Origin of the sequence: Selenomonas sp. CM52, from assembly GCF_000292955.1 — a bacterium.
Classification (GTDB): Bacteria; Bacillota; Negativicutes; order Selenomonadales; family Selenomonadaceae; genus Selenomonas.
On record NZ_ALNM01000003.1, the window covers coordinates 1 to 26,997 of the forward strand.

The following is a 26,997-nucleotide window of genomic DNA, read 5'->3' on the forward strand; positions in this document are numbered from 1 at the left end:
GCCGCAAAGCGGCGCCCGCCGTCTTGACCTCCTCGTGGAGCTTGTAACCTGTATGTGCCATAGATCTGCCTCCTTTCTTCCATCATAATTCTCTCAAGAATTCCCTGTCGAATCGCCGTTCTCCGACAAATCCTTGACAAAGCTCACGGTGTCCTTTATAATTTCTTTATTGCGCGATGCGATACATCGGCATTTTCGGGGCATGGCTCAGTTTGGTAGAGCACCTGGCTTGGGACCAGGGGGTCGCAGGTTCAAATCCTGCTGCTCCGACCATCGCGTCAGTAGCTCAGTCGGATAGAGCAACGGCCTTCTAAGCCGTGGGTCGGGGGTTCGAATCCCTCCTGTCGCACCATGAACATTGCAGGGCTTGGCATTTTGCCAAGCCCTTTTGTTTACTATGAAAGTCCAAGAAGTCAAGCCCGAAGGGCGCAGACTGATTGGGTAACTTTCATTAAGGGCGGCGCACAATGTCCACAAGGTGGACGTTTGTGCGTGTAGTTTACTCTTCGTGCGCACGCTTTTCCATGTGGCGAACGAGTTCGATGGCGCCGAGTCCGAGGCCCAGTCGTTGAGAAATTTCCTCCGCGCTCATTCCTTGGCGCAGAAAGGCACGGATCTGCTCTTGCTGACGGCTCGGAGGCGCATCCGGCGACGGGCTTTTCACATCGTCCGCCTCGTCCTCTTCCCGCACAGCGGTCAAATCCTCGTGCGAAAACTCCGGCGTCTCTTCCTCGTCCACCGGTTCGTCCTCTTCGTATTCGTCCGCCTCTTCTTCCATCACTGCCCCTTCGTCTTCTTCCTCCGACTCGTCCTCCTCGTACTCATACGCCTCATCGTCCTGCGTTTCATCGTCCTGCGTCTCATCGGGCATTTGCGCCGCCGACAACGCACGGGATGCGGTATCCTCTTGGACGGGAATCTCCCGGCGCATATTCTCCTGCGCCGCCTGAGCGCCATGCGCGATGTTCGCCGCCGTGTCCGTCCCCATTTCCTCAGGCGGCAGCTGCAAATCCACCGCACCGCCAATCGGGCTTCCGGCCATCTGCTTCATCAAGGCTGCCTGAAAGCTCGAAGCCGTCTCTCCCGCACCGGCGGTGGAAGCCACAGCAGGCGCAATGGCTGCAGCGGACGGTGCGGCAACTTCGACGGCAGAAGGGGAGGAAACAGCGGGCGCCGCAGTGACGGGAGAAGCAGTCGGGGGCGCCTGTGTCGCCGTGCGGGGCGCAGAAGACGCGAACTCCATCTGCTGCGGTAAAGCACCGAGCCGTGCGCCGTAGACCTTCTCCCACTGCGCGAGGGCAGCGAGGCGCTCATCCAAAGCCGCCTTCTGCGCGTTCGCCTCCGCCAAAATACGCTCCAATCGTTCGACATGGATCTGCATCCTGCCGATGACGGCGTCACCTGAGCGCTCGATCTCATAGCGCAGACGGCTCGCAGAAACTTCGACCGACTCCTTCTCCTTGGCCTTTCCCTTGCTTAAAAGGCGTCGCATGATGAGGACGAGCACCGCCCCCAAGACAATCAATGCGCCCAGAATTTCCGTGATCACTTCTCGCAGCTCCCCTTATCTCCAGGAATCGCTGACTTCAGCTTTCCCCTCAAAATGGGGCTGTCATATGAGTCGACTACGACTTATGACAGCCCCGTTTCATTACCTACGTAGATATATCGATATTGCGTCCGCGGAACACATCGACGGCGAACCTCTCTGTTGGCGCTTCCTCCTCCTGCTCGGCATGCCTGTCGCCGCCAGAGCCTCGCCGGCCGCGCCCCTGCTTTTTGCGTCGATCGGGATCGTCCTTGATGCGTTCTTCTTCTGCCTGATCCTTCTTCCTGACCTGCGTCTGTTTCAACGCCGTTTCCTGCTTGTCACGCACGGCCTGAAAATCCTGCTGCACAGCCGACTGCTGATTCATGTTATGCTGTACCTGCGTCGCTTCGGAAGTGCGCGGCACGATTGCTTGCAAACTCATCGGGGTTACATCCATGCATCCCACCATCCTTTCCAAGCGCAGTCAAGGGGACACGATCTGCAAGAACGTCGCTCGTATCAATAAGCGCCCGTGCGGATCTGATCGCCTTCCACGCTCAACGTGCAGCGTTTCTCCTCCGAATGAACATTCTTGATGACGTTGTTGATCTTGAGCTTCACGCCTGGATATATCGTATCGGCAGCACGAATACGGCCGCGCTTCATGCTCTGAATTTTCTCCTCAAGTCCGTCCATCTCTTCCAGAAGACTCTCCAACTGGCCCTCTACTTGGAAGCGCACCTTCCCCAACTGTGCGACCATTTCCTGCCTCTCGGGCGGCAGTTTGCTGATATCAACCTTGCCGAGCGTCGCGAGCGTCTTCTTGATCTCATCGAGCTTTTTCTTCGTATCGCCGTACTCCTGGCACACTGCCTTGTACTGACGCTGCACCATCGGATTGACGCCGACTTCAAGTTTCGTCGCGACATTCGCGGGATTGCCGATCTGCGTCGCCTCGATTTCTTCCCCGGCGAACGTCGATCCTCCCATGATCTGCCCGCGCCTGCCGAGCACTGTGACCTTTTTGCCTGCGCGCACCTGTGAATTCAGTACGACGTCGGCAATCGTGACATTATGTCCCGCTTCGATCTCTGCATTTTCTGCAAAAAATGCCATGAGCGTCCCCTTCGCCTTGACGAAGCCGCGATTCATGCCCTGGATACCGCCCTTGACGAGGATATTATTTCCCTCGACCTCGGCGCCCGAAACGATGCCGCCGACCTCGATGTCGCCCGTAGCCTTGACGACGAATCCCGCCTGCACGCTTCCCTGGACAGCGACCGCCCCCGTGAAGTCGATGTTGCCCGTGCCGACACCCACATCCTCCTTGATGACGAGGCGAGGGTCGACGCCGATGACTTTTCCCGTATCAACAATTTGACCGTCGATATCGGCATAGAGGAAATTCTCATCGCGAATCGAAGCGTTTTTCCCCGCCTTGAATACGAGCGGCCTCCCCTTCTTTTGGTTGACCTTGCCACCGAGCACGTTCATGCCCGGCTCTCCGTCCGTCTGCAGAACGCGTTCAGCGAGAAGCTCGCCCTGCTTCACGAGCACGAAGAGGTTCATATTCTTGTAGTCCGCACGATCATATTCGTCGGTCTTGGGGCATCCCTTGACCCCGAGGTCGTAGTTCTTCTTCAGATAGGCATCCTCGCCATGCTGAGGCTCCTTGCCAAGCGCCGCTTCGAAATCCTGGCCATCCTTCGCGCCCTGCTCGATCGCCGCCTCGTCGAGGCCGAATACGACACCCTTGTCCTGGAGCGCCTTCTTGATCATCTCCGCCGTCGGATATGCGTTGGAATCCGTGTGGTCAAACCCGACCGTAGCCACCATCTTGTCCGAACTGACATGGATATTGATCTTGCTGTAGACTGGACGCTCTCCGTCAACCCTTTCCTGTTCGCTCATGCCCTTTTTTGCCTCCTTCTTGCCTCACTCCATGAGGCTTTTTTTCCATCTCGCCAAAAAGCCCCGAAGCCGAAAGACAGCCTTCGTATGGAGCTGAGAAATCCGCGCCTCCGAAAGATGCAGGATGAGGCTGATTTCCTTTAAGGTAAGTTCCTCATAATAATAGAGAGAAACGACCGTGCGCTCCTTCTCCGGAAGCTGGTCGATTGCTTCCGCCAAGGTGTCACGCAATTCGTTTTTCTCGGCATTTTCTTCGGGATCGATCGTCTGTGAGGACGGGGATTCCGTGCGGACATACTCTTCAAGCGGAATGACCGTCGCGATATTCGTCTGCGAAACGAGATCGTGCAGCTCCTTCTTCGATATCTTGAGTTCCGCGGCAAGTTCGTCGTCCGTCGCCGAGCGCCCCAGGCGGCCTTCCAATGTCGTCACCGCCTGCTCATAGCGCCGAATCTTCTGCCTTTTCGATACGGGAATCCAATCCATCGTACGCAAATAGTCAAGCATGGCGCCGCGAATGCGCACGCCGCCATACGTTTCAAATTTGTTGCCGCGCTCGACGTCGTATCGCTCGATTGCGTCAAGCAAACCAAAAAAGCCGCTCGAAACGAGATCGTCCCGATCAACATGTGCGGGCAGGCCGACGACGACACGTCCCGCAATGATATTGACGAGCGGCAAGTACTTTTCGACAATCTTGTCACGAACTTCCGGTGCGCGCGTTTCCCGGTAAAGCGCCCAAAGATCTTGAATTTCTGCGGAGGGGGTCTCTGCCTTTTTCATCAATCAGCCGCCTCCTCGTCTAGTCATTCTCCGCGGGGAACCGCAGCGGCGGGCTCTTCCATGACCTCAAAATCCGCATCCTGCTCTTGACCGTCCGCTTGCGCGTCTGCTGCTTCCCCATCTTCTCCGGCATTTTCCGAGCCTTCCGACTCCTCTTTATCATTCGCCGTCTGCGTCGCTTTTCCCTCTTTCCTCGTTGGAATTTCCTCCGACTGCGCTTGCGCAAAAAGGGCAGGGAACTGCTTTTCTAAAAAAAAGGCAACGAGAAAGATGAGCGCGGTGACGACGAGAAACACCGCAAGGCTTCTCCCCGCTGCAGTAGAAAACCGTGCACCTGCCGAAACGGCCGTCAGAACGGTGAGGAAGGCAGCGAGGACGCCCGTGACGAGTGCTGTTCCAATCTTAAACAAAGTCCATCCCCCGTTAAATAATCTTTTCCCCGCGATCGATCGTCTTGACCTTGTAATCTCCCGTTGCCAAATCGACTTGTACCGTGCGGCCGTACGTGCCGCCCGTATCCTCGGCAACGATGCGTATGCCTTCCTTGGCGAGCGCCTTCTTTGCAGCCTCCGCATTTCTCAGACCCACGCGCATGACGTCGGACGCATTGGCGAACGAGAACATCTGTGCGCCTCCCGCGATCTTCGCGACGAGACGGTTCTTCGCCGCACCGAGTTTCAAGACCTCGCCGAGCAACAAAGGCACGCCCGTATCAGCAAACTTCGCATGATTCTCGTGCGCTCTCGCCTGCGTGCTGTCCGGCAGCATGATGTGCACGAGGCCGCCGACCTTCGTCTGCGGATCGTAGAGGGATATGCCGATGCAGGAGCCAAGACCGTAGCTGATGATCTGCTGCGGAGCCTTACCGACCTTGTAATCCGCGATTCCTACGCGTAACATATCAGCCATGTCATCCAACCCCCACTGCAGAAAGAATCATTTCCATGGAGCCTGGATCCGGTACAAGGAAGAAGTGCCCGCGCAACTCATCATCTTCGGCAAGGAACTCCGTCTCGATGACCATGGCGTGATCGCCCATCTGGCCGAGCTGTACGAGCACGACGTTCAAGATGGCGCCTGCCATATCCATAGCGAGCGCCGGAATCGACGGAATGAGCGAGAGGTTCGTGAAGCTGTAGAGCGCATTGAGGTAAGCTCCTGCCAAGATGTTGCCGATTTCCATCAAGGCGGACTCTGCCATCATGTCGAGATGCGTCGTCTCTCCCGACTCCTTGCCCATGAGGGCATCGACAAGGTAGAAAGCGCTGTCCTTCGGCATGAGGAACAGAATGTTGCTCGGCGCCTTGCCATAGACGCGCAGAAAAACACCGACGACGATCGTCTCCGGCCCGCCGACGAGGTCGGGAACCTCGTCGAGAGGGACGACCGAAACCTTCGGCACATTCATATCAATGCGGCGGTTGATGAGCTGCGACAAGGCCGTCGCAGAGTTCCCCGCACCGACATTTCCTATCTCCCGCAACACATCAAGCTGTACCGGGGAGAGATCGATAATATCTTCCGTCATAACTGCACCTCTAGCATACTGGCATGATCCGATAGAAATATCCATCTCCCGTCCTGCCGGGCAGGAGAAGGAAGCAACTTCTTATTTCATATCTTCCGGCAGGTCAACGATCTCATCGAGATTCAGCATGATGATCAGTCGTGCATCAATGTTGCCGATGCTGCTGACAAAGCGGTTGCTCGTGCTGTCGCTGACGTCCTTCGCCGGATTGATGTCACGTCCGGAGATCGTCAGCACTTCCGTCACAGCGTCGACGATCATGCCAATGGAGAACTCGCCGATCTTCATGATGATGATGCGCGTCGCATCCGTGTAGGGAGCGTCCTCAAGACCGATGCGGCGCTTGAGGTCGATGACGGGAAGGACGCTGCCGCGCAGATTGATGACGCCCTTGATGTAGTCGGGGGCGAAGGGCACGCGCGTGATGTCCGTCAAAACCTTGATTTCCTGCACGTTCAGGATGTTGACGCCGTACTCTTCCTTCAAGAGCTTGAACGCGGCCACCTGAACGTCTTCCATGATTGTCTTCTTTTCCTTAGCCATGTCTAATCCTCCCCCTTACTGCTGCACGACCGTACCGACATCCAAAATCAAGGCGACACGGCCATCTCCGAGCACGGTGGCTCCGGAGAAGAGCTTGAGTCCGGAAAGGAGTTTTCCGAGCGTCTTGATGACGATTTCCTGCTGACCGATAAGGTTGTCTACGACGATACCCGCCTTACGCTCGCCGACATAGACGACGACAACGAAGATGTCGTCGTTGTCCTCGTCCGTCGTGCGCGGCACCTGGAGCGCCGTGCTGAGGTTGATGATCGGGATGATCTGCCCGCGCAGTACGATGACCGCCTGATTCTGCACCGTCTTGATGTCGTCCGGATGAATGTTGATCGTGCTGTCGATCGAGCCGAGAGGAATCGCATACATCTCCTCCTGCACCTTGACGAGGAGAGCCTGGATGATGGCGAGCGTCAGCGGCAATTTGATTTTGAATACCGAGCCTTCATCAATCTTCGTCTCAACATCGACGTGACCGCCCAACGACTCAATCTTGCTGCGCACGACGTCCATGCCCACGCCGCGGCCCGAAATGTCCGTGATGTGATCGGCCGTGGAGAATCCTGGCGCAAAGATGATGCGCACAGCATCCGTATCGGAAAGTGCGTCAGCTTCCTCCTGCGTGTAGAGACCCTTCTCCACAGCTTTTGCGCGAATCTTTTCGGCGTCGATGCCCGCACCGTCGTCCGTGACCATAATGACGACGTTATTTCCCTCGTGACGCGCGATGAGTCCGACCTCGCCCGTGCGCGGCTTGCCCTTTTTCTCACGGTCGTCAGGATGCTCGACACCATGATCGAGCGAATTTCTCAGAAGGTGCATCAATGGATCGCCGATCTCGTCGATGACCGTGCGATCGAGTTCAGTCTCCTCGCCCTCGACCGTGAGGTTGATGTCCTTGTTGAGCTCCTTGGCGATATCGCGCACCATGCGCGGGAAGCGGTTGAACACCTGGCTGACGGGAACCATGCGCACCTTCATGACGACGTTCTGCAAGTCCGTCGTCACGCGATCCATCTGCTCCAACGTCTCCGTCAGTTCCGGCATGCGGTTCGTCGTGCCGATCTGCTCAAGGCGCACCTTGTTGATGACGAGCTCGCCAACGAGGTTCATGAGGTTGTCGAGCTTCTCAATGTCAACGCGCACGGACTGGCTCGCATGATGCTTCTTCTCCGCGGGCGCGTGCTTTGCCGCGGGCTTTGCTGCCGGTTTCGCCGCAGGCTTTGCCGCGGGCTTCGCCGCAGGAGACGCCGCTGCAGGAGCGGGAGCGGCGGCCTGCGCCGGCTCTGTCGCTGCTGCCGGAGCAGGCGCAGGCGCTGCGAGATTGTCGGGGTCGACTTCCTCGATCTTCACCTCTTCCAATTCAGAAACGGGTGCAAGCGCATCGGAAACCGCCTGCGTATCGGATGTCGTTACGAGAACGAGATCGAAATCATGATCGAACTTTTCCGCCTCCAGATCTTCCGCCGGCGGAACCGACTTGATGACGTCGCCGATCTCGTCGAGGGCGTTCATGACCATGTAGGTGCGCGCTGCCTTCAAAAGGCATGTATCGGCGAGACGGATGTGTATGTGAAAGACAGCCATGCCGCCCTGCTTCGCCGCGCGCATCGCATCCTTGTCATCCTCGGTATAATCGAGCGAGGAGGCGGGCGCTGCCTCAGCCGCCGGCGCATCCGCTGCGGCCGGCGCCGCTTGCGCCTCCGGCTGCGGCTCGCCCTTGGAAATGGACGAGAGCTTCTTCACGAGATCAGAAACGTCGACGAGATCCTCGGGGTCGCCGTTGCCGACGTTCTCGATCATCTCCTGCAGGGAGTCAAGGCACTTGAAGATCGTCTCGATGATGTCCTCCGTCACCTTGAGCTGGTTGTTGCGGATGAGGTCGAGGACGTCTTCCATCTCGTGCGTAAGTTCGGCGATCTTGTTGAACCCCATCGTCGCCGACATGCCTTTCAGCGTATGCGCGTTACGAAAGATCTCGTTGACGACGGACACCTCATTCGGGTCATTTTCGAGGCTCAGCAGACCATCGTTCAAGGACTGCAGATGTTCGCGCGACTCGTCCAAAAACATGTCCATGTACTGATTTGTTTCCATTTCAAATCCCCCTGTTTGTTTTCTGCCGCCTCCGGGCGTCTTGCTCATTGCAGTATCTGCGCAAGAGGCACAGCAGCCTGTCAGTTTGCTCCGCAACCTTCGCCAAGAGCCCTGGTACCAGCCAGGCAGAACGCGAATCGCGAATCACTTGCATCATTCTTTAATATTCTTCGCCGTCACCGCTAAAAATCCTGCTTTTATTCCCGAGCGGGACTGTCAGGGTGCAAGGTGAGTTGGCGGCGCAGTTCACTGAAAACGAAGTGAACAATTTTATTCATTGTTCCCCGATCAAGCTCCAGAAAGTGCGCCCCTAGCTGCCAGCCGCGATCGCTCGGCTCAAGCGGTAGGGAACGTACGATGCGAGCCATGACGGACAGCGTGCCGATATTGGGGAAGTTCGTAAACACGATGGACGCACGGCTGTTGACCTTGACGTGACGCGGCACAATGAAGGAAACACCGCCGCCACTGACGTCCGTAGTGTAAAGCTTCATAAGCTCGCTCTCGCGCCCCTCCGTATCGATGATCCGCACCTGAATCGGCAGGCGCACCATTGCACGCACAAAGCTGCGGTTCTGATGGCGCTCGACGACTTCCGGCTTCGTGATCATCCAGACAGGAATCGGATCGCGCGCCTTCCCCTTGAATACGGAAAAAAATCGGTAGCGACATGCCTCGCCCACAGCGAGGCCATAGAGCTGCTCACCCGCCGCCGGTATGATGGGGCGGCGCCTTTCGTCCACGGGCATGGCGACGATCAATCGGTCCGCAGTGATATCTTCTATGCGGCTCGTATATCTTATATCGTCATCTTCCAGGTAAAACTCAACCCTCTGCCCAATTTTCAACACCGTTGCCGCATTCATCAAATCGCCTGCCATGGCAAGGCACCTCCCCATCATCGTGTAAAATCAAGGAAATATTGCAGAAATGATTTCCAACCTTTTTTGATAAAGACCTTTTCCCCATAGAGCATTGCTCGCGCAATCGCCTTGATGCACTTTGCCGCAAGCGCGTCTGGATACGCCTCAAGGATCGGCTTCTGCTGACGCACCGCCTGGATCATCGTGCGATCCTCGTAAATCGCCCCGAGGGATTGGATTTCCATGTGCAGGAAACGCTCCGCCGTCTTCCTGAGCTTTTCCGCCACTTCGAGACCTTCTGCCTCGTCGTAGACACGATTGACGACGAGGCGCATGTTCGGCTTCGCCGCATACATGCTGTACGCCTTCATGACGGCATAAGCGTCGGTCATGGCCGTCGGCTCGGGCGTCGTCACAAGGATCACCTCATCCGCCGCCAAGATAAAATCGAGGACGTTTCTGCCGATGCCTGCACCTGTATCGATGAGGATGACATCGGCTAATTCCCCGCAGCCCGTGAGTTTTTCTTCGAGCAAATCCCGCTCGGCGGGCGTGAACTCGCCCGCCTGTTCCATGCCCGAGCCGCCCGAGATATAGCGAAGCCCATAAGGCCCCTTCAAGATCACGTCGTCGAGCACGACATCCTCATCCAACAGATGCAGAAGATTATATTTCGAAGAGGTTCCCAAAAGGACGTCGACATTCGCCATGCCGAGGTCAGCATCGATGACAAGCGTCTTCTTTCCCTCGGCAAGAAAGGCGAGCGCAAGGTTCACGGTCAGGTTCGACTTGCCAACACCGCCCTTGCCGCTCGTGACGGCAATGATACGTGCACCCTCCTTTGGCACAGGGCGCGCCGCACTCGGCTCTGGCCCCTCCCGGGCAGCGTCCGTGCCGGAATCCGCAGCGGCAGAGTCCTTTTTGTTTTCTACGAGCTTTCGAAGGCTCGCTGCCTGGTCCTGCATAATCTACCTCAAAAAAAGTTCCGCAAGCTTTCCGGCCTCTGCCGGTACAATGTCATCGGGAACGCTCTGTCCGTTCGTCAGATAGGAGAGCCGCATTTCCTTCCTGCGCAAGATGTTCAGAATGATGCCGAGGCTCTTCGTTTCATCCGTCTTCGTGAAGATTACCTTGTCTGGCTTGCAGACGGAGAACTTGTCGATGATGTCTTTCGCATCCTCATTCTTCGTCGTGGCACTGAGGACAAGATACTTCTCAATATTCTGGTTAACGGCAAGAAATTCCTTGAGTTCCGCCATCTGACGACGGTTGTGTTGACTGCGCCCCGCCGTGTCAATGAGAATCAACTGCTTCTGACGAAATTTCTGTATGGCTTCCTTGAGTTCATCAGGCGTATAGACGATGGCGATGGGAAGTCCGAGGATATCGGCATACGTCTTGAGCTGCTCGACCGCCGATATGCGATACGTATCCGCCGTGATGAACGCCGTGCTGATGCCCTTTTCCAAGACGCACTGCGCGGCGATCTTCGCGAGCGTCGTCGTCTTGCCGACGCCCGTCGGCCCCAAGAGAGCCGCGATCTTTCGCTTGCGGCTCTTGAGTTCAAGTCCATCCGCCATCTGCACGTTGTCGGCGAGATACTTCTTCAGCCCTTCTAAGGCAAGCGGCGTATCCCTGTCGGCCAGAATGGCTTCAGCGGGAAGCTGCAGTACGACGTCGTCGATGATGTCCGATTCGACCTCTTGCTGCTTCAACACCTGCTGCAGGGACATCTCGTCCTCGGGCGTCTTCTCCTTGCTGACGACCTGGACGAGCATCGCCTTCATTTGAGCCAGCTCGTTTTGCAATTCCTCGATGGTTTCGCGCTGGCGCTCTTCCTCACTCTTGGAAGACGGCGACTCGTCTTCTCGCCGCTTTTCCTGTGAAGATGCGGCTGCCTCGTCCTCCTCACGCTTCCCCCTGCGCGAAGATGACGCATCTCTTTCCACCTCTACTCCTGCAGTTTCTTTCGCCTCCGCTGCATGCACTTTTCTTCGCTTTGGCTGTGCAGGCTTCCTGCGCCGCGCCTTGCGTACGGGCGGTTCTTGAGGGGCTTCCCCGGCAGACGGCACGAGCGGTTGAAAGGGAGCTTCCGGCGTCTTTCCCGAAGGAAACGATGGTACGAACGGCTCAGCCGAAGCATCACCATGCGCGACGGGCGATGCTGCACGCGCCTGCCTCGCAGCCTCAGCAACCGCAGCTTCCGTGCCTGCCGTTCGGTAGCTTTTGGCCGCGCTCTGCGAAAGCCGAGGCTGCTGCATCGGCTGCTGTGACTCGATCGGCGGAGGCTGCTGCATCGGCTGCTGTGACTGCATAAGCGGCGGCACAGGAGCGACCGGCGAACCTGCAGGAACTGGGACAGGCGCCTGCTGGGCGGGAGCAACAGGCGCCGCTTGCGTCAGTGCAGCCGCATGACCTTGCGGCAGCGGCACCGTGCTCTTCGGCTTCGTTTCTCCGCCTGCTGCCTCAGCCTGCAGTTCGGCAAGCGTCGGCAAACGCTCAGACCGCTTCTTGGGGGGACGCCGCGTCACCTCGTCGAGAGCCGCCGTCACCTCGAAAATCTCTTTTGCACCATAGCCAAGGATGCCGCCCTTCTTTATTTTTTTTGTATGCAGAATCACCGCGTCGTCGCCAAGCTCATCTTTCACCTGAGCCATGGCATCCTTCATTGTGGCGGCCTGAAACACCTTGATGCGCAATTAAATTCTCACCGTCCCAAGAATCTGAAGTTCAACCGTCTGCTCAATTTCCGCATGCGAGAGTACGACGAGCCCCTGTACGGAACGTTCGACAAGCTGTCGGAAGTAGGTGCGCACGGCGGGGCTTGTTAGCACGATCGGTTCGTAGCCCATGTTCGTGAGCTTCGGCAATTCCGCATTGAGCGACGCCAAGAGGCGCTGCATCGCATCGGGATCGAGGCTGACGTAAGAGCCGTGCTCCGTGCGCTGCACTGCACCGGCGATTTTGTTCTCCAATCCCGGGTCGAGCGTGATGCAAGGCAGCACGTTGTTCTGCACATACTGCTGCGAGATCTGCCGCGCGAGTGCATGGCGCACATACTCGGTGAGGATGTCCGTGTCCTTTGTCGCGCGCCCGTAGTCGGAGAGTACTTCGAGAATCGTCTCCATGTCGCGTATGGAAACGCGTTCCGCCAGGAGGTTTGCGAGAACCTTCTGCACCTCGCCAACGACGAGAACCTCGGGCACAACCTCGTCGACAAGCGCCGGATTCGTCTTTTTCAAGTTGTCGAGGAGGTTCTGCGTCTCTTGACGTCCGAGGATCTCCGCAGCATGCATCTTGATGACTTCCGTCAGATGCGTCGCGAGCACAGATACGGCATCAACGACCGTATAGCCGTTGAGCTCTGCCTGCTCACGCTGATCTTCAGCAATCCACAGCGCGGGAAGACCGAAGGCCGGCTCCGTCGTCTCGATGCCCGGTACTTCTTCGAACACCGTACCCGAGTTCATCGCGAGGTAGTGATCGAGCATGAGTTCGCCGCGTGCTGTTTCGATTCCCTTGAGCTTGATGATATAGTTGTTCGGCTTGATCTGTATGTTGTCACGTATGCGAATCGTCGGCACGACGAGTCCGAGTTCCAACGCGCACTGCCGTCGGATCATGACGATACGTTCCAAAAGATCGCCGCCCTGCCCCGTGTCGACGAGCGGTATGAGACTGTAGCCGATCTCAAGCTCCATCGGATCAACCTGCAGCAGATTGACGATGTTCTCAGGCTTCGTGGCGTCCGCCTTAGCCTTCTCCGCCTTCTTCTGCTCGGGCACTTCCTCAACCACCTTTTCCGAGCCCTTGAGGCGGCGAGCCGCGATGAAGCATAGGACGGCAAGCGCCCCGAGTGGGATTCCCGGCATGCCCGGAACGATGGCGAGGAACAGCAGCACGCCGCTGACGATGTAGAAGATGCGGCTGCGGTTGAAGAGCTGCAGCGCCACGTCGAGTCCGAGGTTGCCCTTCGAGGATGCCGAGCGTGTGACGAGTATACCCGTTGCCGTCGAAATCATCAGCGCCGGAATCTGACTGACGAGACCTTCGCCGACCGTCAGCAGCGTGTAACTCTGCAGAGCCTGCAGCGCCGTCATGTTGCGCGTCAGCATGCCGATGACGAAACCGCCCGTGATGTTGATGATGATGATGATGATGGCCGCGATGGCATCGCCCTTGACGAACTTCGAGGCGCCGTCCATCGCGCCGTAGAAATCAGCCTCCTGCTGAATCTTCAAGCGCCTCTTGCTCGCCTCGGCGTCCGTGATGGCGCCCTGGTTCAGATCAGCGTCAATCGCCATCTGCTTGCCCGGCATCGCATCGAGAGTGAAGCGCGCCGACACCTCTGCGACGCGCTCCGCGCCCTTCGTGATGACGATGAACTGAATGATGATGAGGATTACGAAGATGATGAAGCCGACGAGTGCGTTACCGCCGACGACGAAGTTACCGAACGCCATGATGACATCGCCCGCATAGCCGTTCAACAAGATCAGCCTCGTAGCGGATATGTTGAGCGCCAGCCGAAAGAGCGTCGTCACAAGGAGCAGCGATGGAAAGACCGAAAAATCAAGAGCCTCCACATTGTAGATCGTCACCATGACGATGACAAGCGCCAGCGTGATATTCACGCAGATCAACAAATCAAGAAGAGCCGTCGGCAACGGGATGATCATCATGACGACGATCGTGACGATTGCCACAGCTATGAAGATGTCGCTGTATTTCGTTATGAAGCCATTGGAAAGCGTCGGATTTTCTGTCGCCATGCTGTTCTTGCTCCTCTATCCCTGGGAAACTTCTCCTCAAGCAAATTTTTTCTTTTTCAATCGGTAGACGTAAGCGAGCACCTCTGCAACCGCTTGGTAAAGTTCGGGCGGCACGATGCCTCCGACCTCCACCGCCGCATAGAGCGCCCGCGCCAGAGGCTTGTTTTCCACGATCGTCACGCGGTGTTCTCTCGCGATATCCTTGATCTTCTGCGCGACGAGATCCTGCCCTTTGGCAACGACTTCCGGCGCCTTCATGCCCGCCTTGTACTTCAAGGCGACGGCGTAATGCGTCGGGTTCGTCACGATGACGTCGGCTTCCGGCACTTCCTTCATCATGCGATTCATCGCCATCTGCTGCTGCTTCTGGCGGATCTTGCCCTTGATCTGTGGATCGCCTTCCGTCTGCTTGAACTCTTCCTTGATGTCCTGCTTGCTCATCTTGAGATCCTGCGTCGTCTGCCATTTCTGATAGGCAAAATCCGCTGCCGCCATGACGAAGTAGACGATGATGATCTGAAATACGAGTGAGAAAATGATGTCGCCCATACGCGCCATGCTGCTCTTGAGATCGAGATAGATAAACTCCGGCATATGCATGATCTCTCCGGACAAGTAGACGTAGAGAAACGCGCCGATGATCGCGATCTTCAAGAGGGACTTCAGCAGTTCCACGAGCGAGCGCTTCGAGAAGATGCGTCCGAATCCCGTGATGGGATTGAGCTTGTCCAGTTTGAAAGAAAGCGGCTCCGTCGTGAACATGAAACCGACTTGGTAGAAATTGATAGCCAGTCCCATGACGAGAATGGCGATCATCACAGGAAACGCCGTCTTCGCCAGAACGATCATCCCATCGATGATGAGGCGCATGACCGTTTCCGCATCGATCGTCTGGTTCATGTTTGCATAGATATGAATCGTGTACGTCTCGATTTCTGTTAAAATCGTGCTGCCGAGCGCGCGCATCACGAAGAATCCCGCCAAGAGCACGAAGGCGCCGCTGAGCTCCTGGCTTCTCGCGACCTGCCCTTTCTGCCGCGCATCATTGCGCCGTTTCGCCGTAGGCTCTTCCGTCTTCTCTCCGGCAAAGAGCTGAAGGTCGAAGACGAACTCGGTCATTTCGCTATTGTATTGCATGGAGGGCGGTAGTGATCTGCGCATACGTTTCATTGAACAACACATCCAGAAACAAGACGTAGAACGGCATGAGGATCGAGAGAACGAACATGCCGATGACAATTTGAAGTGGCAGGCCGACGACAAAGATGTTGAGCTGCGGCATCGTGCGCGCCAAGATACCAAGACCGACGTTCGTCAAGAGTATGGAGAACGTCACGGGCATCGCCAGCTTCATGCCCGTAACGAAAACGCCGTTGACCAGATTGACAGCAAACCCCGCAAGGTTCGACGAAGGAGAAAGCCCCATCATCGGCACGGATTGAAAGCTCTCAAACAGCGCCGCAATGAGCATATGATGTCCATTGACGACGAGAAAGACGATGATCGCCAAATTATAAAGAAAACTTCCGATAAGCGGAATTTGCTGACCGGAAGTCGGGTCCATCACATTGACCATTGCGAATCCAACCTGCATATCCATGACCTTGCCGGCGAAATGAATGGCCGAAAAAGTCACATATGCCACAAAGCCGATCAACCAGCCAACAAAGAGTTCTCCTGCTGCTGCCGCCGCATAAAGGAAGACATTGTCCGGCGCCGACACAGGGCCGTAGCTGTCCACGATGGGGAACAGCACGAAGGAAAACGCAACAGCAGTCCCCACACGAATATGCGCGGGGATATTCAGACTGCCAAAAAAAGGCGCGATGACGAAAATTCCCGTAACGCGCGTCAGAACGAGCAGATAAGCTGCCGCATGACCCTGGAGCAGGGTGTAAAAATCCACGGCGCATCTCCCCTCGTTATCCGATATAGAGCGGCAAGTTCACGAAAATATTCGTGAAGTATTCCACGAGGATGCTGAGCATCCACGGCCCAAAAATCAAGATGGCGACAAACACCGCAATGATCTTCGGAATAAAAGCAAGCGTAGCCTCCTGAATGGACGTGGTCGCTTGAAAGACGCTCACAAGGAGTCCAACAGCAAGACCGAGGCCAAGCATGGGGGCGGACACCAAGAGCACGATCCAAAGGGCGTTCTGCCCGATCTGTATGATGAGATCGCTGGACATCCGCGTCCCTCCTACCTAAAGCTCATGATGAGCGACTTAATCAGAAGATGCCAGCCGTCGACCATGACAAAGAGCAGGATCTTGAACGGCAGGGAAATCATGACAGGCGGCAACATCATCATGCCCATTGACATCAAGGTGCTCGCCACGATCATGTCGATCACGATGAACGGGATGTAGATCATGAAGCCGATCTGAAACGCTGTCTTGAGTTCGCTGATGACGAAGGCCGGTATCAAGGTCGCCGTCGAGACGTCCGCCTGCGACTGAGGCCGCTCGGCATCGGAAAGATTGACGAAAAGCGCCAAATCCGACTCACGCGTCTGGCGGAACATGAACTCCCTGAGAGGCGCAAGCGTGTTGTCAATCGCCTGCTCCTGTGTGATCTGCCCCGCAAGGTACGGCTGAATTCCCTGCTGATTCGCCTCGCTCCAATACGGCTGCATGATGTAGAACGTCAGAAAGAGCGACAGGGCAAGCACCACCTGATTCGGCGGCACATTCTGCGTCGACATGGCGTTCCTCAAAAAGCCGATGACGACAACGATGCGCACGAACGAGGTCGTCATGACCAAGATCGACGGCACAAGCGAAAGGATCGTCAGAAGCGCCAGAACCTGCAGGGAGGCCGCGACGTCCTGCGGCCCCGCCGCCTCGCCGACACTGACGCTGAAACTTGGAATCAGAGGCGCCGCAAGAGCTTCCTGTGCAATGAGCAGCAAGGAAAAGAAAAGGAAGCTTCCCAGCAAAATCGGCCGCTTCTCCATCAACGCTTCACAACTCCTCTACTTCCGAAATACGTCATTCTTGAATATCGTCGGGATTCTTTCGGCCAGCTTGTCAAGAGAGCCAAACTGCCGCTCAAACCCCGCTGTGCTGGGAAACGGCGTTGGCGACGCCTCCATGCTCTTCTTCAAGATTGCCTCCGCCTCCGCCGCATCCTCAACCTCTCCCAAGAGAGTGATCGTATGTTCCGTCACGCCGAGTAGCAAAATTCTGCCCGCCAACTCAATGACACAAGCAGAGCGGCCAGGGCCAAGTGGAAGATTTTCCAGCAAGCGCCCGCCGCCACCTGACATCGCACGCCCGAAACGTCCACCCAAGATCTTGGAAACGTAATAGGCAAGACCAGCCACGAAGAGAAACACGACAACGAGGCTCGCGACATAGGCGATGGTAGACCACCATGAAACACCTGGTGTACCGTTCGGCGCCGGATCCTGGTTTTCATAGCCCGAAAGATATCCTCCGCCGTCTGCGGCCAAGCCGACGGATGGAAGGACAAGGGTAAAGAAAACCCACAGGAGGAGGCAAAGGAAGTACCCCTTTCTTCCCAACATCAGCCAAGCGCTTTACGCACGGCCTCAAGGACGCGATCCGCTTGGAACGGCTTGACGATGAAATCGCGTGCGCCCGCTTGGATCGCCTCGATGACCATCGCCTGCTGGCCCATAGCGCTGCACATGACAACTTTCGCATTCGGGTCAACCTTCTTGATTTCCTTGACCGCACTGATGCCATCCATCTCAGGCATCGTAATGTCCATCGTCACGAGATCGGGTTTGAGCTCCTGATACTTCTCCAAAGCCTTCATACCATTTTCCGCTTCACCAACGATCTCATAGCCGTTTTTGGACAAGATGTCCTTGACCATCATTCGCATGAATGCCGCATCATCCACCACTAAAACTCTGCTTGCCATAAATATCTCTCCTCATCTGATCTATATGCCTGTTTTCCACGCGCAGATGCCGTTCATGCACATCCGCGTTGGACTGCACAAGAGCCGCCCGCGGCTTTTGGCGCAGCCTGCGATGCAAATCACATCGTATATCCTATTGTATATGAATCACCCGAAAATGTCCAGTGAGGGACACGCTTATTGCAGTTGCTGCGCCCTTTCCGCCGGACTTACGATGTCGGTGATGCGCACGCCGAAGTTTTCGTCAATAACGACGACTTCGCCCTTTGCTAAGAACTTACCGTTGACCATGATGTCAACCGGTTCGCCTGCGAGCTTATCAAGCTCGACAATGGAGCCGTTCGTAAGTTCCAGAATATCCTTGATTGTCTTTCTCGTGCGTCCTAGCTCCACGGTTACCTGAAGCGGCACATCGAGAATCAAGCCGATATTCGCATCATTCACTTGCACGGGAGCTGTCGAAAGCGGTGCAAACATCGCAGGCTGTACGGGCACATTCGACGCCACATGCGGCGTCGGTGGCGCACCGTAGGCCGGAGCGGCGCCCGTCATCGGCGCTGCCGGCGGCGGAGCCGCTGCTGCCGACGTTGGCGTGGGTGCTGCCGGTGCCGGTGTTGGTGCTGGCATTGGCTCTTCCTCCTCTGCTTCGTTGTTCAACAAATATCCCACCATTTCCTTCGCGACAGGAATCGGCAGAATTTGCATAATCTCACTGTCGATCAACCCGTCGACTTCCATGCGAAACGAAATCTTCGCGATTGGGTCATCCGCCGAAACGATCTCCGTGACCTTATCTTCCGATCCAAGATCGATCATATTGACTTTCGGCGGTGAGATATCAATCTTCTTGTTGAACATCGTCGACAACGATGTGGCGACCGATCCCATCATCTGGTTCATTGATTCGCCGACGGCGCTCATATGAATCTCATTGAGTTCCTGCGTCGGGCTGGTGCCGTCGCCGCCCATCATGAGATCGGCAATAATCGATGCGTCCTGCGCCTGGATGGCGAGCACGTTGTTTCCGTCGATGCCGACCGTATAGCCGACCTCCACGATGAGGTAAGGCATCGGGTACTGGTCTTTGATCGAGGCCAGCGTATCCACCGACACTGTCGGTGTCGTGATCGAAACCTTGTGTCCTAAGAGAACCGAGAGCGTCGTCGCCGCGCTCCCCATGGAAATGTTGCCTATTTCTCCGAGCGCGTCGCGCTCCATATCCGTCAGAGCATCCCCTTCTTGAGATGGAGAACCTTCCGCGGGCGCCGGGTTATCCGCCGGGGCATCGGCTGTTGCCGTGCTATCGCCGCCGCCGTTTAATAACGCATCAATTTCCTCTTGCGAAATTAAATCATCACTCATCCGTATCTTCATCCCCTTCAAAGGCTACTTGTGTAATCTGGACTGCCGAACGCTTGCCTTGGGTGCCCGGCCGGCAAAGGAACTTGGGCTTCTGCCCGACGAGGATCTTCAGTTCGTCCTTGACCTTCGTATCGAGCTGCAGCACATCGCCGAAGCCCAAGGTCAGAAATTCGCGAATCGTCATGTTGATGGTGCCGAGTTCCACAATCAAAGGAATCGGCGACTTATGAATCTTCTTCTCAAGTGCACGAATCTTGTCTGGGTTGTTGTCCTTCGCGACGGAAGCCGCCACCCAGAAGGAAGTCGAGAGTTTCGACATGACGGGCTCCAAGACAAGGTACGGTATGCAGAGGGTCATGAAGCCCTCCACCTCACCGATCTTGACCTGCACAGTGACGATGATGACCATGTCGCTCGGCGGCACGATCTGTACGAATCCCGGATTCGCCTCGATTGCCTCAAGGATCGGATTAATCTCAGTCACATTCGACCAAGATTCCTTGAGGAACTCGCTCGCCTTCGCGATAAACTTGCGCATGACCGCTTCTTCAATCTCCGTGAGGATGCGCGGCTTCAGCGTGTTCTCACCCAAGCCTCCAAATACGCGGTCAATGTAGGCAAAGGCAATGCCCGTGTTGACCTCCATGATGATGTTGCCCTTCAAAGGCGGCAACGCCATGACGCCGATGACACTCGGATTGCTCAAAGACTGCAGGAATTCCTGGTAAGTGAGCTGCTCCACGGAAACGACTTCCACGTTGACCATCGTCCGCAAATGGGTAGATAGGTGGGTGTTCAAGAGACGCGCGAAGTTCTCATAGAGCATATTCAGCGTGCGGATCTGGTCTTTCGAGAACTTGTCCGGCCGCTTGAAGTCGTATGTCTTGACCTTCCTCTCTTCCTCCTCCGCCTGCACTTCTTCGGCGGAAACCTCACCGGTCGACAGAGCTGAGAGAAGTTTGTCTATCTCGTTTTGTGACAAGACATCTTCTGCCAATCTTCCTCCTCCTTTCTCCCATGCTCAGATGACCCATCACTGCATGAGGAAGCTCGTGATGTAGACCTCATACACCGACCCTTCACCCAATGCCTTGTTCAAGCTATCGCGCAAGGTCGTCTTCAACTCATCCTGTTTGCCCGCATCGAGTTCCTCCACCTTCAGGGAGCGCAGCGTCTGCAGTGTCACATCCATGACCTTCGTCTCCGCCGGCGCCAGGAGCTTGCCATCGGCAATATTATCCTTCTTGCCAGGGTTCATCTCCAGAACAATGCTCGTCTTCAAGAAGCGCCCCGCTTTGAGGCCACCGACGTTGACGAGTATGCCATCCTTGGGATCGCCGAGCTTGATGAAGACTCCTGGATCGTGGCTCAGCCTCGAGGGGCCGCCGTCACCAGCATTGTTCGCCATCATATGCTGCGTGATGAAAAAGGAAATACCGACTGCCGCGGCCAACGCCACGACGACGATGACAACGATCAGGATGATCGGGGACTTCTTGCTCGGCTCTGGAGCAATGGCCTGCACTTCTTTTTCTTCCGCCATGAAACTTCCTCCTCCTAACTCTTCTCTCTATCATCAATCATCCGAGGAAACCCCGGAATCACAAACCATGCACGCTGCGGCGGTATTCCATGACACGCCGCACGATCTCTTCCATCGATTCTTCCACGATGAGTTTCTTTCCGTTCGTGAGGGTGACGACCGTATCGGGCGTTTCCTCCACCGTCTCTATTATTTCGGCGTTGAGGACGAATTCCCCTTTTTTGTGCGCCTCCGACTTGAATTTTGTCAGTTTGATCATTCGCCCATCCTTTCGCCGTAAGAAGTACGGACAGAAATCCAGCCGTGCTCCTTAAGAATAAGTGCGGGGACAGGGCGAGGGGAAGATCCCCCGCCTCCCTGTCCTTATAAGAGCTGAGATGCCGCGTACACTGCGGCCTCTCAGTTCAGACTGTCATCAACGCTTCATATTGATGACGGTTTCAAGCATCTCATCGCCGACCGTGATGACCTTAGAGTTGGACTGGAAGCCCCTCTGCGTCACGACCATATCAGCGAACTCGTTAGCGATGTCGACATTCGACATCTCAAGCGCCGACGGCGTGAGCGTCAGCCCCAGGGCACTGACCGTCTTGATGTTCGCTGTGCCCGAGTTGTTCGACTCGCTGTAGAGATTCGCCCCTTTCTTCGTAAGGCCCTGTGCATTATCGAACTGCGCGACGGCAACCTGTGCCAGCGAGCGCTTCTCACCATTCGTGTAAGTGCCCGTCAAGATGCCGCTCTGATCGGTGTTAATCTCCTTCAGCGTACCCGCAGGATGTCCATCGTAATCTGCCTTGATCGTATCACTGCCGCTGTACTGTGTGAGATTCGTAAGGTCCACCGACACATTCATCTCGTTAGAGGCACTCGGGCTAAGTGGACCGGAACCTGCGCCATTTTTCAAGGTCAATGTCGGATTGCCCGAGCCATCTCTGTATTTGCCATTTTGATAAAATCTCAGCACTTGCGCCTTCATCGTCACAGTCGTGTTGCCATCAACTTCCTTGATTGTGCACTTGCTGTCCGTAGTGGCCGCCGGGTCTGGATTGTAGGGATCAAGCTTTCCTGCAGCATCCGTTCCCGGACTCAAGGTGACACGCCACTTATCGACGCCCAGCGGCGAAGATGAAGTGTCGGGAATCTTTGTAAATAGGAGTGGCACCTTGTGTTCGTTGCCCAAGCTGTCATAAACCGTCGAAATCGTCGTGATTGGCAGACTCTCACCAACCTTGTAGCGGTAGCTACTCTTTGCCGTAATCGTACGCGTCGTACCGTCTGATAACGTCAAAGTAAGGGATGTGCTGCCCGTTACACCCGTAGGCAAAGAACCGCTGGTAAAATCAGTAGCCTGCGCCACGACTGCCTCTCCCGTGATCGAAGTTCCTGTCTGATCGACAATCTTCGTAATCGTCGGCACCGACGAGTTCATATTACCCTTGTAGGTGACCGTCGTCGTCTTCCGCGCCCCCATGCTGCGCATCGCATCCTTGATCTGGATGCCCTCAGGCGTGCTCTTCGTATCGATGTTGCCGTCTTCATCGGCGTTCCACCCAACGACATGATGCCCCGAGCCAGGGACAACATAGTTGTAATTCGCATCAAAGGAAAACGCTCCTGCGCGCGTATAATACTTGTCTTTGCCACCCTTATCGGTCGAGACAACAAAGAGTCCGTTGCCCGACAAAGCAAGATCCGTATTCTTTCCCGTCGACTGCGTCGAAGCGTCATTGAAGAGCAAGTCAATGCTTGCAACGCCGACGCCGAGGCCGATCTGCTTGGGGTTTGTACCGCCGACAGTATCCGTCGGCGCGGCAGCGCCCGTCTGCGTCTGATAGAGCGTGTCTGCAAACGTCACACGGCTCGATTTGAAACCAATCGTATTGACATTCGCGATGTTGTTGCCTATGACGTCCATGCGTGTCTGGTGGCTCTTAAGCCCCGATACGCCGGAGAAAAGAGAACGCATCATAATGTATCAATCTCCTTTATTTGGTGCAGCTGGAAAGGCGGGCGAATCCGCCTTCCCTAAGCTCGCTTCTGTCAGTCGGCGAGCCAAAGCCTCCCGAAGGACCAGCTCAGAGAATCGCTGCACTGTCGATGTTCGTGAAAATATTGTCCTTGGCGCTCATGCCGTCCATGGCCGTGATGACCGTCCTGTTCCTGATACTCACGACGAGCGCGACGTCGTTCATATAGATCAGGGATTCCCTTGCCCCCTTCGAAGCCATCTTGTTGACGGCGTCGCCAAGCCTTGAAAGTTCTTCATCGCTGAGGTCGATGCCACGCGCTCTCATGCGTTCTGTGGCATGAGCCGAAAAGCTGACCTCGGATTTGGCCTTCTCAAGCTCGGCAGCAAAGGAAGGGGCATTCTTCTGCGATGCCAGCTGTTTTGCAGCAGGCATCTGCGGCAGGAGCGGCTGGGACGGAAGGTAAATTCTTGCGTCAGCCATATTCTCCTCCGTGCTTCATGTTCCCGATGCGGAGGCTTTCTTCGTCGGCGGATCGGCAATCGCTTCAATTTCCGAAACCTCGACCTCATGCAGCTTGCCCTTCGCATCCTGTGCGACGACCATCGGCTTGCCGTTCAAAACCTTGACGCCTCGGACATTTCCTGCAAAGGTTTCCGAATTGGTCTTGGGATTTCCCTCCGCATCCTTCGTCTTCGTCACGTGCGTCCACTGGATGTTCTTGCCGATCATATTGCTCAAAGAGCCGACAAGCACGGAGCTGTCGATGTTCGATACGAGCTTCGAGACGTTTTCAAAGCCTTTGACCATCTGTGTCATCTGCTCGAGCGACGAGAACTGCGCGAGCTGGGCAATGTACTGCGTGTTGTCGTCCGGGCTCAGAGGATCCTGATGTCTGAGCTGCGTCACAAGAAGCTGTAGGAAGGCATCCTTGCCGAGCGAGTCGTTCTTCCTAACCGTCTTTCCCTGCTGCGCCGCTTCATACTTGGCACGATCATACTTCACACCATCGACCGTGATGGTGTTGAGGTTTGTTCCGTTCATATCGTTCTCCTTTCTTCATTATCTTGAAATCATCAAATGCGATAGTCCACGCCGTCCTGTGCGAGCACGCCCTGCTGTGCATTCGCTGCGAGAGCCTGCTGCTCCTCTTCAAAGGATGCAAGAGCCTGCTGAGCGTCACGCCCCTGGCTGCTGCCCTGACCGCTATGCTGTGCATAACGAGCGTTCGCGTCCTGCTGACCGTCCATCAGCGAATTGTCGCCAAGACCTGCATAAACGCCAACATTGTCGACCTTCAATCCCTGCGCCTGCAGCTCGTGTTTGAGTTGGATCATCGAAGTCTCGATGATGGCGCGCACAGAAGCATTGTCCGTGTGGAACGTCGCATTGACCGCGCCGCTTGCGGCGACGGAAACCTTGAGCGTCAGTTCGCCAAGATGCTCTGGCTTCAAGCGGATGACCATCTCTGTCTGTTCGGGCATACGTAGAAGCCTTGCCTGCTCGACGATCTGCCTTGCCACCTCGTAGTCTTTCTGTGGAGCTGCGGATGCTGTCGACTGCACTTCGGCAGTTTCCTGCAATGCGGTCTGGAACGTCACGCCGGGATTCGCCTGGGAAGCATGACCCACCTCCTGGCCTCCTTGCGGAGTCTGTGCGGCTTCTGTAAAAAGCTGCATGGCAGAACTCGCCTTCGGTTTCGCTGCGCTTCCACCCAATGCCTGTGTTGCTGCAGTCTGGAAAAACGCATTGTTTTCCTGCGCCCTGTCATCCTGCGATGCCTGTTGCTCGTTAAAGAACCCGGCAAAGTTCCCATTCGAAGAACTTTGTGTCAGATCTTGCCCCCCTTCTGCCAGATTAGCAGACTGTATCGGAGCGACCTTGGTGTCCACAGTCGAAACAGGCAACGGCGTCGCTTCTCCATTCAGAGTCGAGGAAGCTGCAGTCTGACGCGAACTTTCTACTGTCCCCGTCGTAACCGAAGCCATCGGCTGTCGGGCCAAGGTACGCAAAAGCACATCGGGCAATTCCGCGTCAGCTTCCACCATATTTAGATCCGCCGGCAGAGAAGCCTCTACCGATTCCGCAGTGAAGATGTCTGCTTCTATCTGCGATGGATATTCTGTCGCTGCAAGCACTCCTGCTTGCGACGTCGGCAACAAGGTTCTGTGAGGAAGCGCTCGGAGCAAGTCCTGTTCCGTCCTTTCGCTGCGTGAAAGCAGTGCAGCAAGATGGTTTATATCCGCAGCCTTGTTCTGTGGCACCTCCTGCATCTTCGCAGCGCCGTCACCGGCCTTGTCCTGCGAAACTGCCGCCTTTGTTTCACCCACGGGCATCTCGTCCTGCGGCGAAAGTTCCACGTCCCCTTGTTGTATTGCAGCTTTATCCAACAAAGCGATTGAGGCAGGGTCCGTTGTCTCCTCCACGGAGGCAGGCAACACCACCAAGACGGACGTTTCCGACTGTGCGGCTTCGCCAACAGCAGCGACATTCTTCACCGAGGCATTTTTAACGGCCTCCACGGTTTCCACCGCTTCTGCCGCCGGATTTCCAGTACTGAGATCCGCCTGTTTCGTTTGCTGCGAAGCGGCAAGCGATGCGGCCAAGGGATCCTTTTCCGCGGCTTCCACCGTCCCGGCAAGACTCTGCTTCAGCGTCTTGAGCTTTGCAAGCGTCCTGTCGAACGACGGATTCTTCGCCCCGCGATCAGCCGTCGTCCCCGCCTGACTTGCAGGACGCACAGCCTCGACGGCGTTTGTCTTCATCGTCTTATTTGGTGCCGGTGCAACATTCATGAGATTCACCTGTACATCATTCATCTTTATCACCTCCTTTCAAATAAGCTTATATAGCATCAGGCAGAGCCTGCTGCTTGCCGTTTTCACTGTGCCGTCTCATCTGTCGGCTGGCTTTCATCCGCTGCATTCTGTGGATTCTGTCCTTGACGGTCGAGCGGCGAGATGACCTTCTTCGGCACACCTGTATACATAAGTTTCGTCAAGCGAGCCGACTGGTCGGCATCCATCGCAGCAAGCGTTTTCGCCGCCTGTGATTCATCCATCTTCTGCAGGATGGCGACGGAGAGATCGTCGTCGAGATCTTTCATGACCTCGGCCGCCTGCTGCGGTTTCATCTCGTTGTAAACGCGCGCGAGCTTCGAGACACGCTTCTTTTCCTGCGCCTCGCGCTCCTTCATCTGCTTCTCAATTTCTTCCTTCGTCAGCACTTTGGGTTTCGATGTCCCCTTATCCTTGTCTTTGTCAGGATTCGGCTTGCTGTCCGTCATTTCTTCCTTCGTCTTTCCCACCGCCTCTTCCTTCGGCGTCTCTCCCGTCTCAGGCGCAGGCTTTACGAAGAATTCCCCGATGATAGGCATATCGTATAATTTCAGTTTCTCATTCATCGTACTCGCATCAAAGATCTGCAAGTACACGCCGAGCAGGAAGCCTCCCACGACAAGCACGAGCAGCAATATTGCGGCGAGTGCGATTTTGACCATCTTCTTCATTTCGGGCTTCTGCTCCTTTCGGGACTGCGCAGGACTCTCCCAGCGAAAAGTCCCTCCTTCATTCCCCGCATCTCTTTATCGATAGAGGTCGAGAACCTTATTCACGTAATTCTGCGTCTCAGCGTAAGGCGGCACGCCATCGTAGTCCTTAACCGCCTGAGGGCCTGCATTGTAGGCAGCAATCGCTTTTTTCATGTCGCCGCCGAACGTATCGAGCATCTGCTTGAGGTAATGCGCACCACCCTCGATATTCTGCTTCTCGTCGTAGGGATTGACGCCGAGCGCTGCCGCCGTATCTGGCATCAGTTGCATGACGCCAACGGCTCCGACGTCGGACACCTCACTCTGATTGCCGCTTGACTCCGCTTCTGCGACAGCAGCGACGAGGCGCGAGTCAAGTCCGTACTTCGCCGCGGCTTCCTGGATGAATCGCGTCGTCTCATTCGATGCGCCAGAAAGCTGTGTGGAAGCCTCGGTGGGCGTCATCTTTGCGGCATCCGTCTTTGCTGTCGCTCCCACCCCAGTCGTCTGCGGCGGGGTCGCGCCGTCGTTCTTCTTGAGTTCAGCATCCAATGCTCGCTGGAAGCCAACCGCCGTGCCGGGCACGGGGCCTTCGATGCCGAATCTCCTCTGGATTTCAGATATTCTCGCCTGTATTGCCTCAACGCCCGAGAGTTCCATCA

General features: G+C 56.0%; 29 protein-coding genes and 2 tRNA genes. 2 read left to right on the forward strand and 29 right to left on the reverse strand.

Annotated features, from left to right (window positions below; translation table 11 throughout):
- The first annotated feature begins 196 nt into the window (after positions 1–196).
- Both HMPREF1153_RS00155 and HMPREF1153_RS00160 read left to right on the forward strand, forming a co-directional pair.
- Positions 197–273: transfer RNA gene (locus HMPREF1153_RS00155), tRNA-Pro, on the forward strand.
- Positions 274–275: 2 nt separating this feature from the next.
- A tRNA-Arg gene (locus HMPREF1153_RS00160) sits at positions 276–352 on the forward strand.
- Positions 353–499: 147 nt separating this feature from the next.
- On the opposite strand, the gene HMPREF1153_RS00165 is transcribed toward HMPREF1153_RS00160, so the two are convergent.
- The 29 genes from HMPREF1153_RS00165 to HMPREF1153_RS00305 all read right to left on the reverse strand — a co-directional run bounded on the left by HMPREF1153_RS00165 (position 500) and on the right by HMPREF1153_RS00305 (position 26,995).
- Positions 500–1,549, reverse strand: a complete 1,050-nt coding sequence (locus HMPREF1153_RS00165; RefSeq protein ID WP_009644992.1) for a hypothetical protein — start codon at positions 1,547–1,549, stop codon at positions 500–502.
- Between the two features lie 106 nt (positions 1,550–1,655).
- On the reverse strand, positions 1,656–1,973 hold the full coding sequence (locus HMPREF1153_RS00170; RefSeq protein ID WP_009644907.1) for a hypothetical protein: 318 nt from the start codon (positions 1,971–1,973) through the stop codon (positions 1,656–1,658).
- Between the two features lie 77 nt (positions 1,974–2,050).
- Positions 2,051–3,442, reverse strand: coding sequence for a DUF342 domain-containing protein (locus tag HMPREF1153_RS00175; protein ID WP_009644994.1), 1,392 nt, complete (start codon positions 3,440–3,442; stop codon positions 2,051–2,053).
- 24 nt (positions 3,443–3,466) lie between these two features.
- Positions 3,467–4,225, reverse strand: coding sequence for a FliA/WhiG family RNA polymerase sigma factor (locus HMPREF1153_RS00180; protein WP_009644937.1), 759 nt, complete (start codon positions 4,223–4,225; stop codon positions 3,467–3,469).
- 23 nt (positions 4,226–4,248) lie between these two features.
- Positions 4,249–4,635: a hypothetical protein gene (locus tag HMPREF1153_RS00185; RefSeq protein ID WP_009644942.1), complete on the reverse strand. Its 387-nt coding sequence runs from the start codon at positions 4,633–4,635 to the stop codon at positions 4,249–4,251.
- A 13-nt stretch (positions 4,636–4,648) separates the two neighbouring features.
- Positions 4,649–5,134, reverse strand: a complete 486-nt coding sequence (locus tag HMPREF1153_RS00190; protein WP_009644990.1) for a chemotaxis protein CheD — start codon at positions 5,132–5,134, stop codon at positions 4,649–4,651.
- A gap of 1 nt (position 5,135) precedes the next feature.
- Positions 5,136–5,753, reverse strand: a complete 618-nt coding sequence (locus tag HMPREF1153_RS00195) for a chemotaxis protein CheC (protein ID WP_006191336.1) — start codon at positions 5,751–5,753, stop codon at positions 5,136–5,138.
- 81 nt (positions 5,754–5,834) lie between these two features.
- The gene (locus HMPREF1153_RS00200) at positions 5,835–6,296 is read right to left on the reverse strand and encodes a chemotaxis protein CheW (protein WP_009644993.1); all 462 of its coding nucleotides are present in this window, start codon (positions 6,294–6,296) and stop codon (positions 5,835–5,837) included.
- Between the two features lie 15 nt (positions 6,297–6,311).
- Positions 6,312–8,405 (reverse strand): chemotaxis protein CheA, encoded by a 2,094-nt coding sequence (locus tag HMPREF1153_RS00205; protein ID WP_009645025.1) that lies wholly within the window; start codon positions 8,403–8,405, stop codon positions 6,312–6,314.
- A gap of 197 nt (positions 8,406–8,602) precedes the next feature.
- Entirely contained in the window at positions 8,603–9,286 is a 684-nt protein-coding gene (locus tag HMPREF1153_RS00210) for a flagellar brake protein (RefSeq protein WP_009644924.1), read from the reverse strand.
- A 17-nt stretch (positions 9,287–9,303) separates the two neighbouring features.
- Positions 9,304–10,233 (reverse strand): MinD/ParA family protein, encoded by a 930-nt coding sequence (locus HMPREF1153_RS00215; protein ID WP_009644997.1) that lies wholly within the window; start codon positions 10,231–10,233, stop codon positions 9,304–9,306.
- Between the two features lie 3 nt (positions 10,234–10,236).
- Positions 10,237–11,925 carry a flagellar biosynthesis protein FlhF gene (flhF, locus tag HMPREF1153_RS00220; RefSeq protein ID WP_232208137.1) on the reverse strand — a complete coding sequence of 563 codons (1,689 nt, stop codon included), beginning with the start codon at positions 11,923–11,925 and terminating at the stop codon, positions 10,237–10,239.
- Between the two features lie 42 nt (positions 11,926–11,967).
- Positions 11,968–14,040, reverse strand: coding sequence for a flagellar biosynthesis protein FlhA (gene flhA, locus HMPREF1153_RS00225; RefSeq protein WP_009644973.1), 2,073 nt, complete (start codon positions 14,038–14,040; stop codon positions 11,968–11,970).
- 36 nt (positions 14,041–14,076) lie between these two features.
- A complete protein-coding gene (gene flhB, locus HMPREF1153_RS00230) occupies positions 14,077–15,177 on the reverse strand; it encodes a flagellar biosynthesis protein FlhB (protein ID WP_037369271.1) in 1,101 nt (366 codons plus the stop codon).
- Positions 15,164–15,946: a flagellar biosynthetic protein FliR gene (fliR, locus tag HMPREF1153_RS00235; RefSeq protein ID WP_009644969.1), complete on the reverse strand. Its 783-nt coding sequence runs from the start codon at positions 15,944–15,946 to the stop codon at positions 15,164–15,166. Before fliR ends, flhB begins: the two co-directional genes overlap by 14 nt.
- Positions 15,947–15,962: 16 nt before the next feature.
- Positions 15,963–16,232 (reverse strand): flagellar biosynthesis protein FliQ, encoded by a 270-nt coding sequence (gene fliQ, locus HMPREF1153_RS00240; RefSeq protein ID WP_006191321.1) that lies wholly within the window; start codon positions 16,230–16,232, stop codon positions 15,963–15,965.
- 11 nt (positions 16,233–16,243) lie between these two features.
- Positions 16,244–16,999 carry a flagellar type III secretion system pore protein FliP gene (gene fliP, locus HMPREF1153_RS00245; RefSeq protein WP_037369275.1) on the reverse strand — a complete coding sequence of 252 codons (756 nt, stop codon included), beginning with the start codon at positions 16,997–16,999 and terminating at the stop codon, positions 16,244–16,246.
- An 18-nt stretch (positions 17,000–17,017) separates the two neighbouring features.
- A complete protein-coding gene (gene fliO, locus HMPREF1153_RS00250; RefSeq protein ID WP_037369277.1) occupies positions 17,018–17,572 on the reverse strand; it encodes a flagellar biosynthetic protein FliO in 555 nt (184 codons plus the stop codon).
- Positions 17,572–17,934, reverse strand: a complete 363-nt coding sequence (locus HMPREF1153_RS00255; protein ID WP_006191318.1) for a response regulator — start codon at positions 17,932–17,934, stop codon at positions 17,572–17,574. Before HMPREF1153_RS00255 ends, fliO begins: the two co-directional genes overlap by 1 nt.
- 177 nt (positions 17,935–18,111) lie before the next feature.
- Entirely contained in the window at positions 18,112–19,296 is a 1,185-nt protein-coding gene (gene fliY, locus HMPREF1153_RS00260; protein WP_009644903.1) for a flagellar motor switch phosphatase FliY, read from the reverse strand.
- A complete protein-coding gene (fliM, locus tag HMPREF1153_RS00265) occupies positions 19,289–20,293 on the reverse strand; it encodes a flagellar motor switch protein FliM (RefSeq protein WP_009644962.1) in 1,005 nt (334 codons plus the stop codon). Before fliM ends, fliY begins: the two co-directional genes overlap by 8 nt.
- A gap of 36 nt (positions 20,294–20,329) precedes the next feature.
- Positions 20,330–20,839 (reverse strand): flagellar basal body-associated FliL family protein, encoded by a 510-nt coding sequence (locus HMPREF1153_RS00270; protein ID WP_006191312.1) that lies wholly within the window; start codon positions 20,837–20,839, stop codon positions 20,330–20,332.
- 58 nt (positions 20,840–20,897) lie between these two features.
- Positions 20,898–21,098: a flagellar FlbD family protein gene (locus tag HMPREF1153_RS00275; protein ID WP_009644977.1), complete on the reverse strand. Its 201-nt coding sequence runs from the start codon at positions 21,096–21,098 to the stop codon at positions 20,898–20,900.
- 156 nt (positions 21,099–21,254) lie between these two features.
- Positions 21,255–22,808, reverse strand: a complete 1,554-nt coding sequence (locus tag HMPREF1153_RS00280; protein WP_009644948.1) for a flagellar hook protein FlgE — start codon at positions 22,806–22,808, stop codon at positions 21,255–21,257.
- Positions 22,809–22,914: 106 nt separating this feature from the next.
- Complete coding sequence (locus HMPREF1153_RS00285) at positions 22,915–23,289, reverse strand: TIGR02530 family flagellar biosynthesis protein (RefSeq protein WP_009645022.1); 375 nt, start codon at positions 23,287–23,289, stop codon at positions 22,915–22,917.
- A gap of 15 nt (positions 23,290–23,304) precedes the next feature.
- Positions 23,305–23,850: a flagellar hook capping FlgD N-terminal domain-containing protein gene (locus tag HMPREF1153_RS00290; RefSeq protein WP_009645013.1), complete on the reverse strand. Its 546-nt coding sequence runs from the start codon at positions 23,848–23,850 to the stop codon at positions 23,305–23,307.
- 32 nt (positions 23,851–23,882) lie between these two features.
- Positions 23,883–25,625, reverse strand: a complete 1,743-nt coding sequence (locus HMPREF1153_RS00295) for a flagellar hook-length control protein FliK (RefSeq protein WP_009644952.1) — start codon at positions 25,623–25,625, stop codon at positions 23,883–23,885.
- A gap of 62 nt (positions 25,626–25,687) precedes the next feature.
- Positions 25,688–26,305 (reverse strand): MotE family protein, encoded by a 618-nt coding sequence (locus tag HMPREF1153_RS00300; protein WP_232208138.1) that lies wholly within the window; start codon positions 26,303–26,305, stop codon positions 25,688–25,690.
- Between the two features lie 84 nt (positions 26,306–26,389).
- Entirely contained in the window at positions 26,390–26,995 is a 606-nt protein-coding gene (locus HMPREF1153_RS00305) for a lytic transglycosylase domain-containing protein (protein WP_009644908.1), read from the reverse strand.
- Positions 26,996–26,997 lie beyond the last annotated feature (2 nt).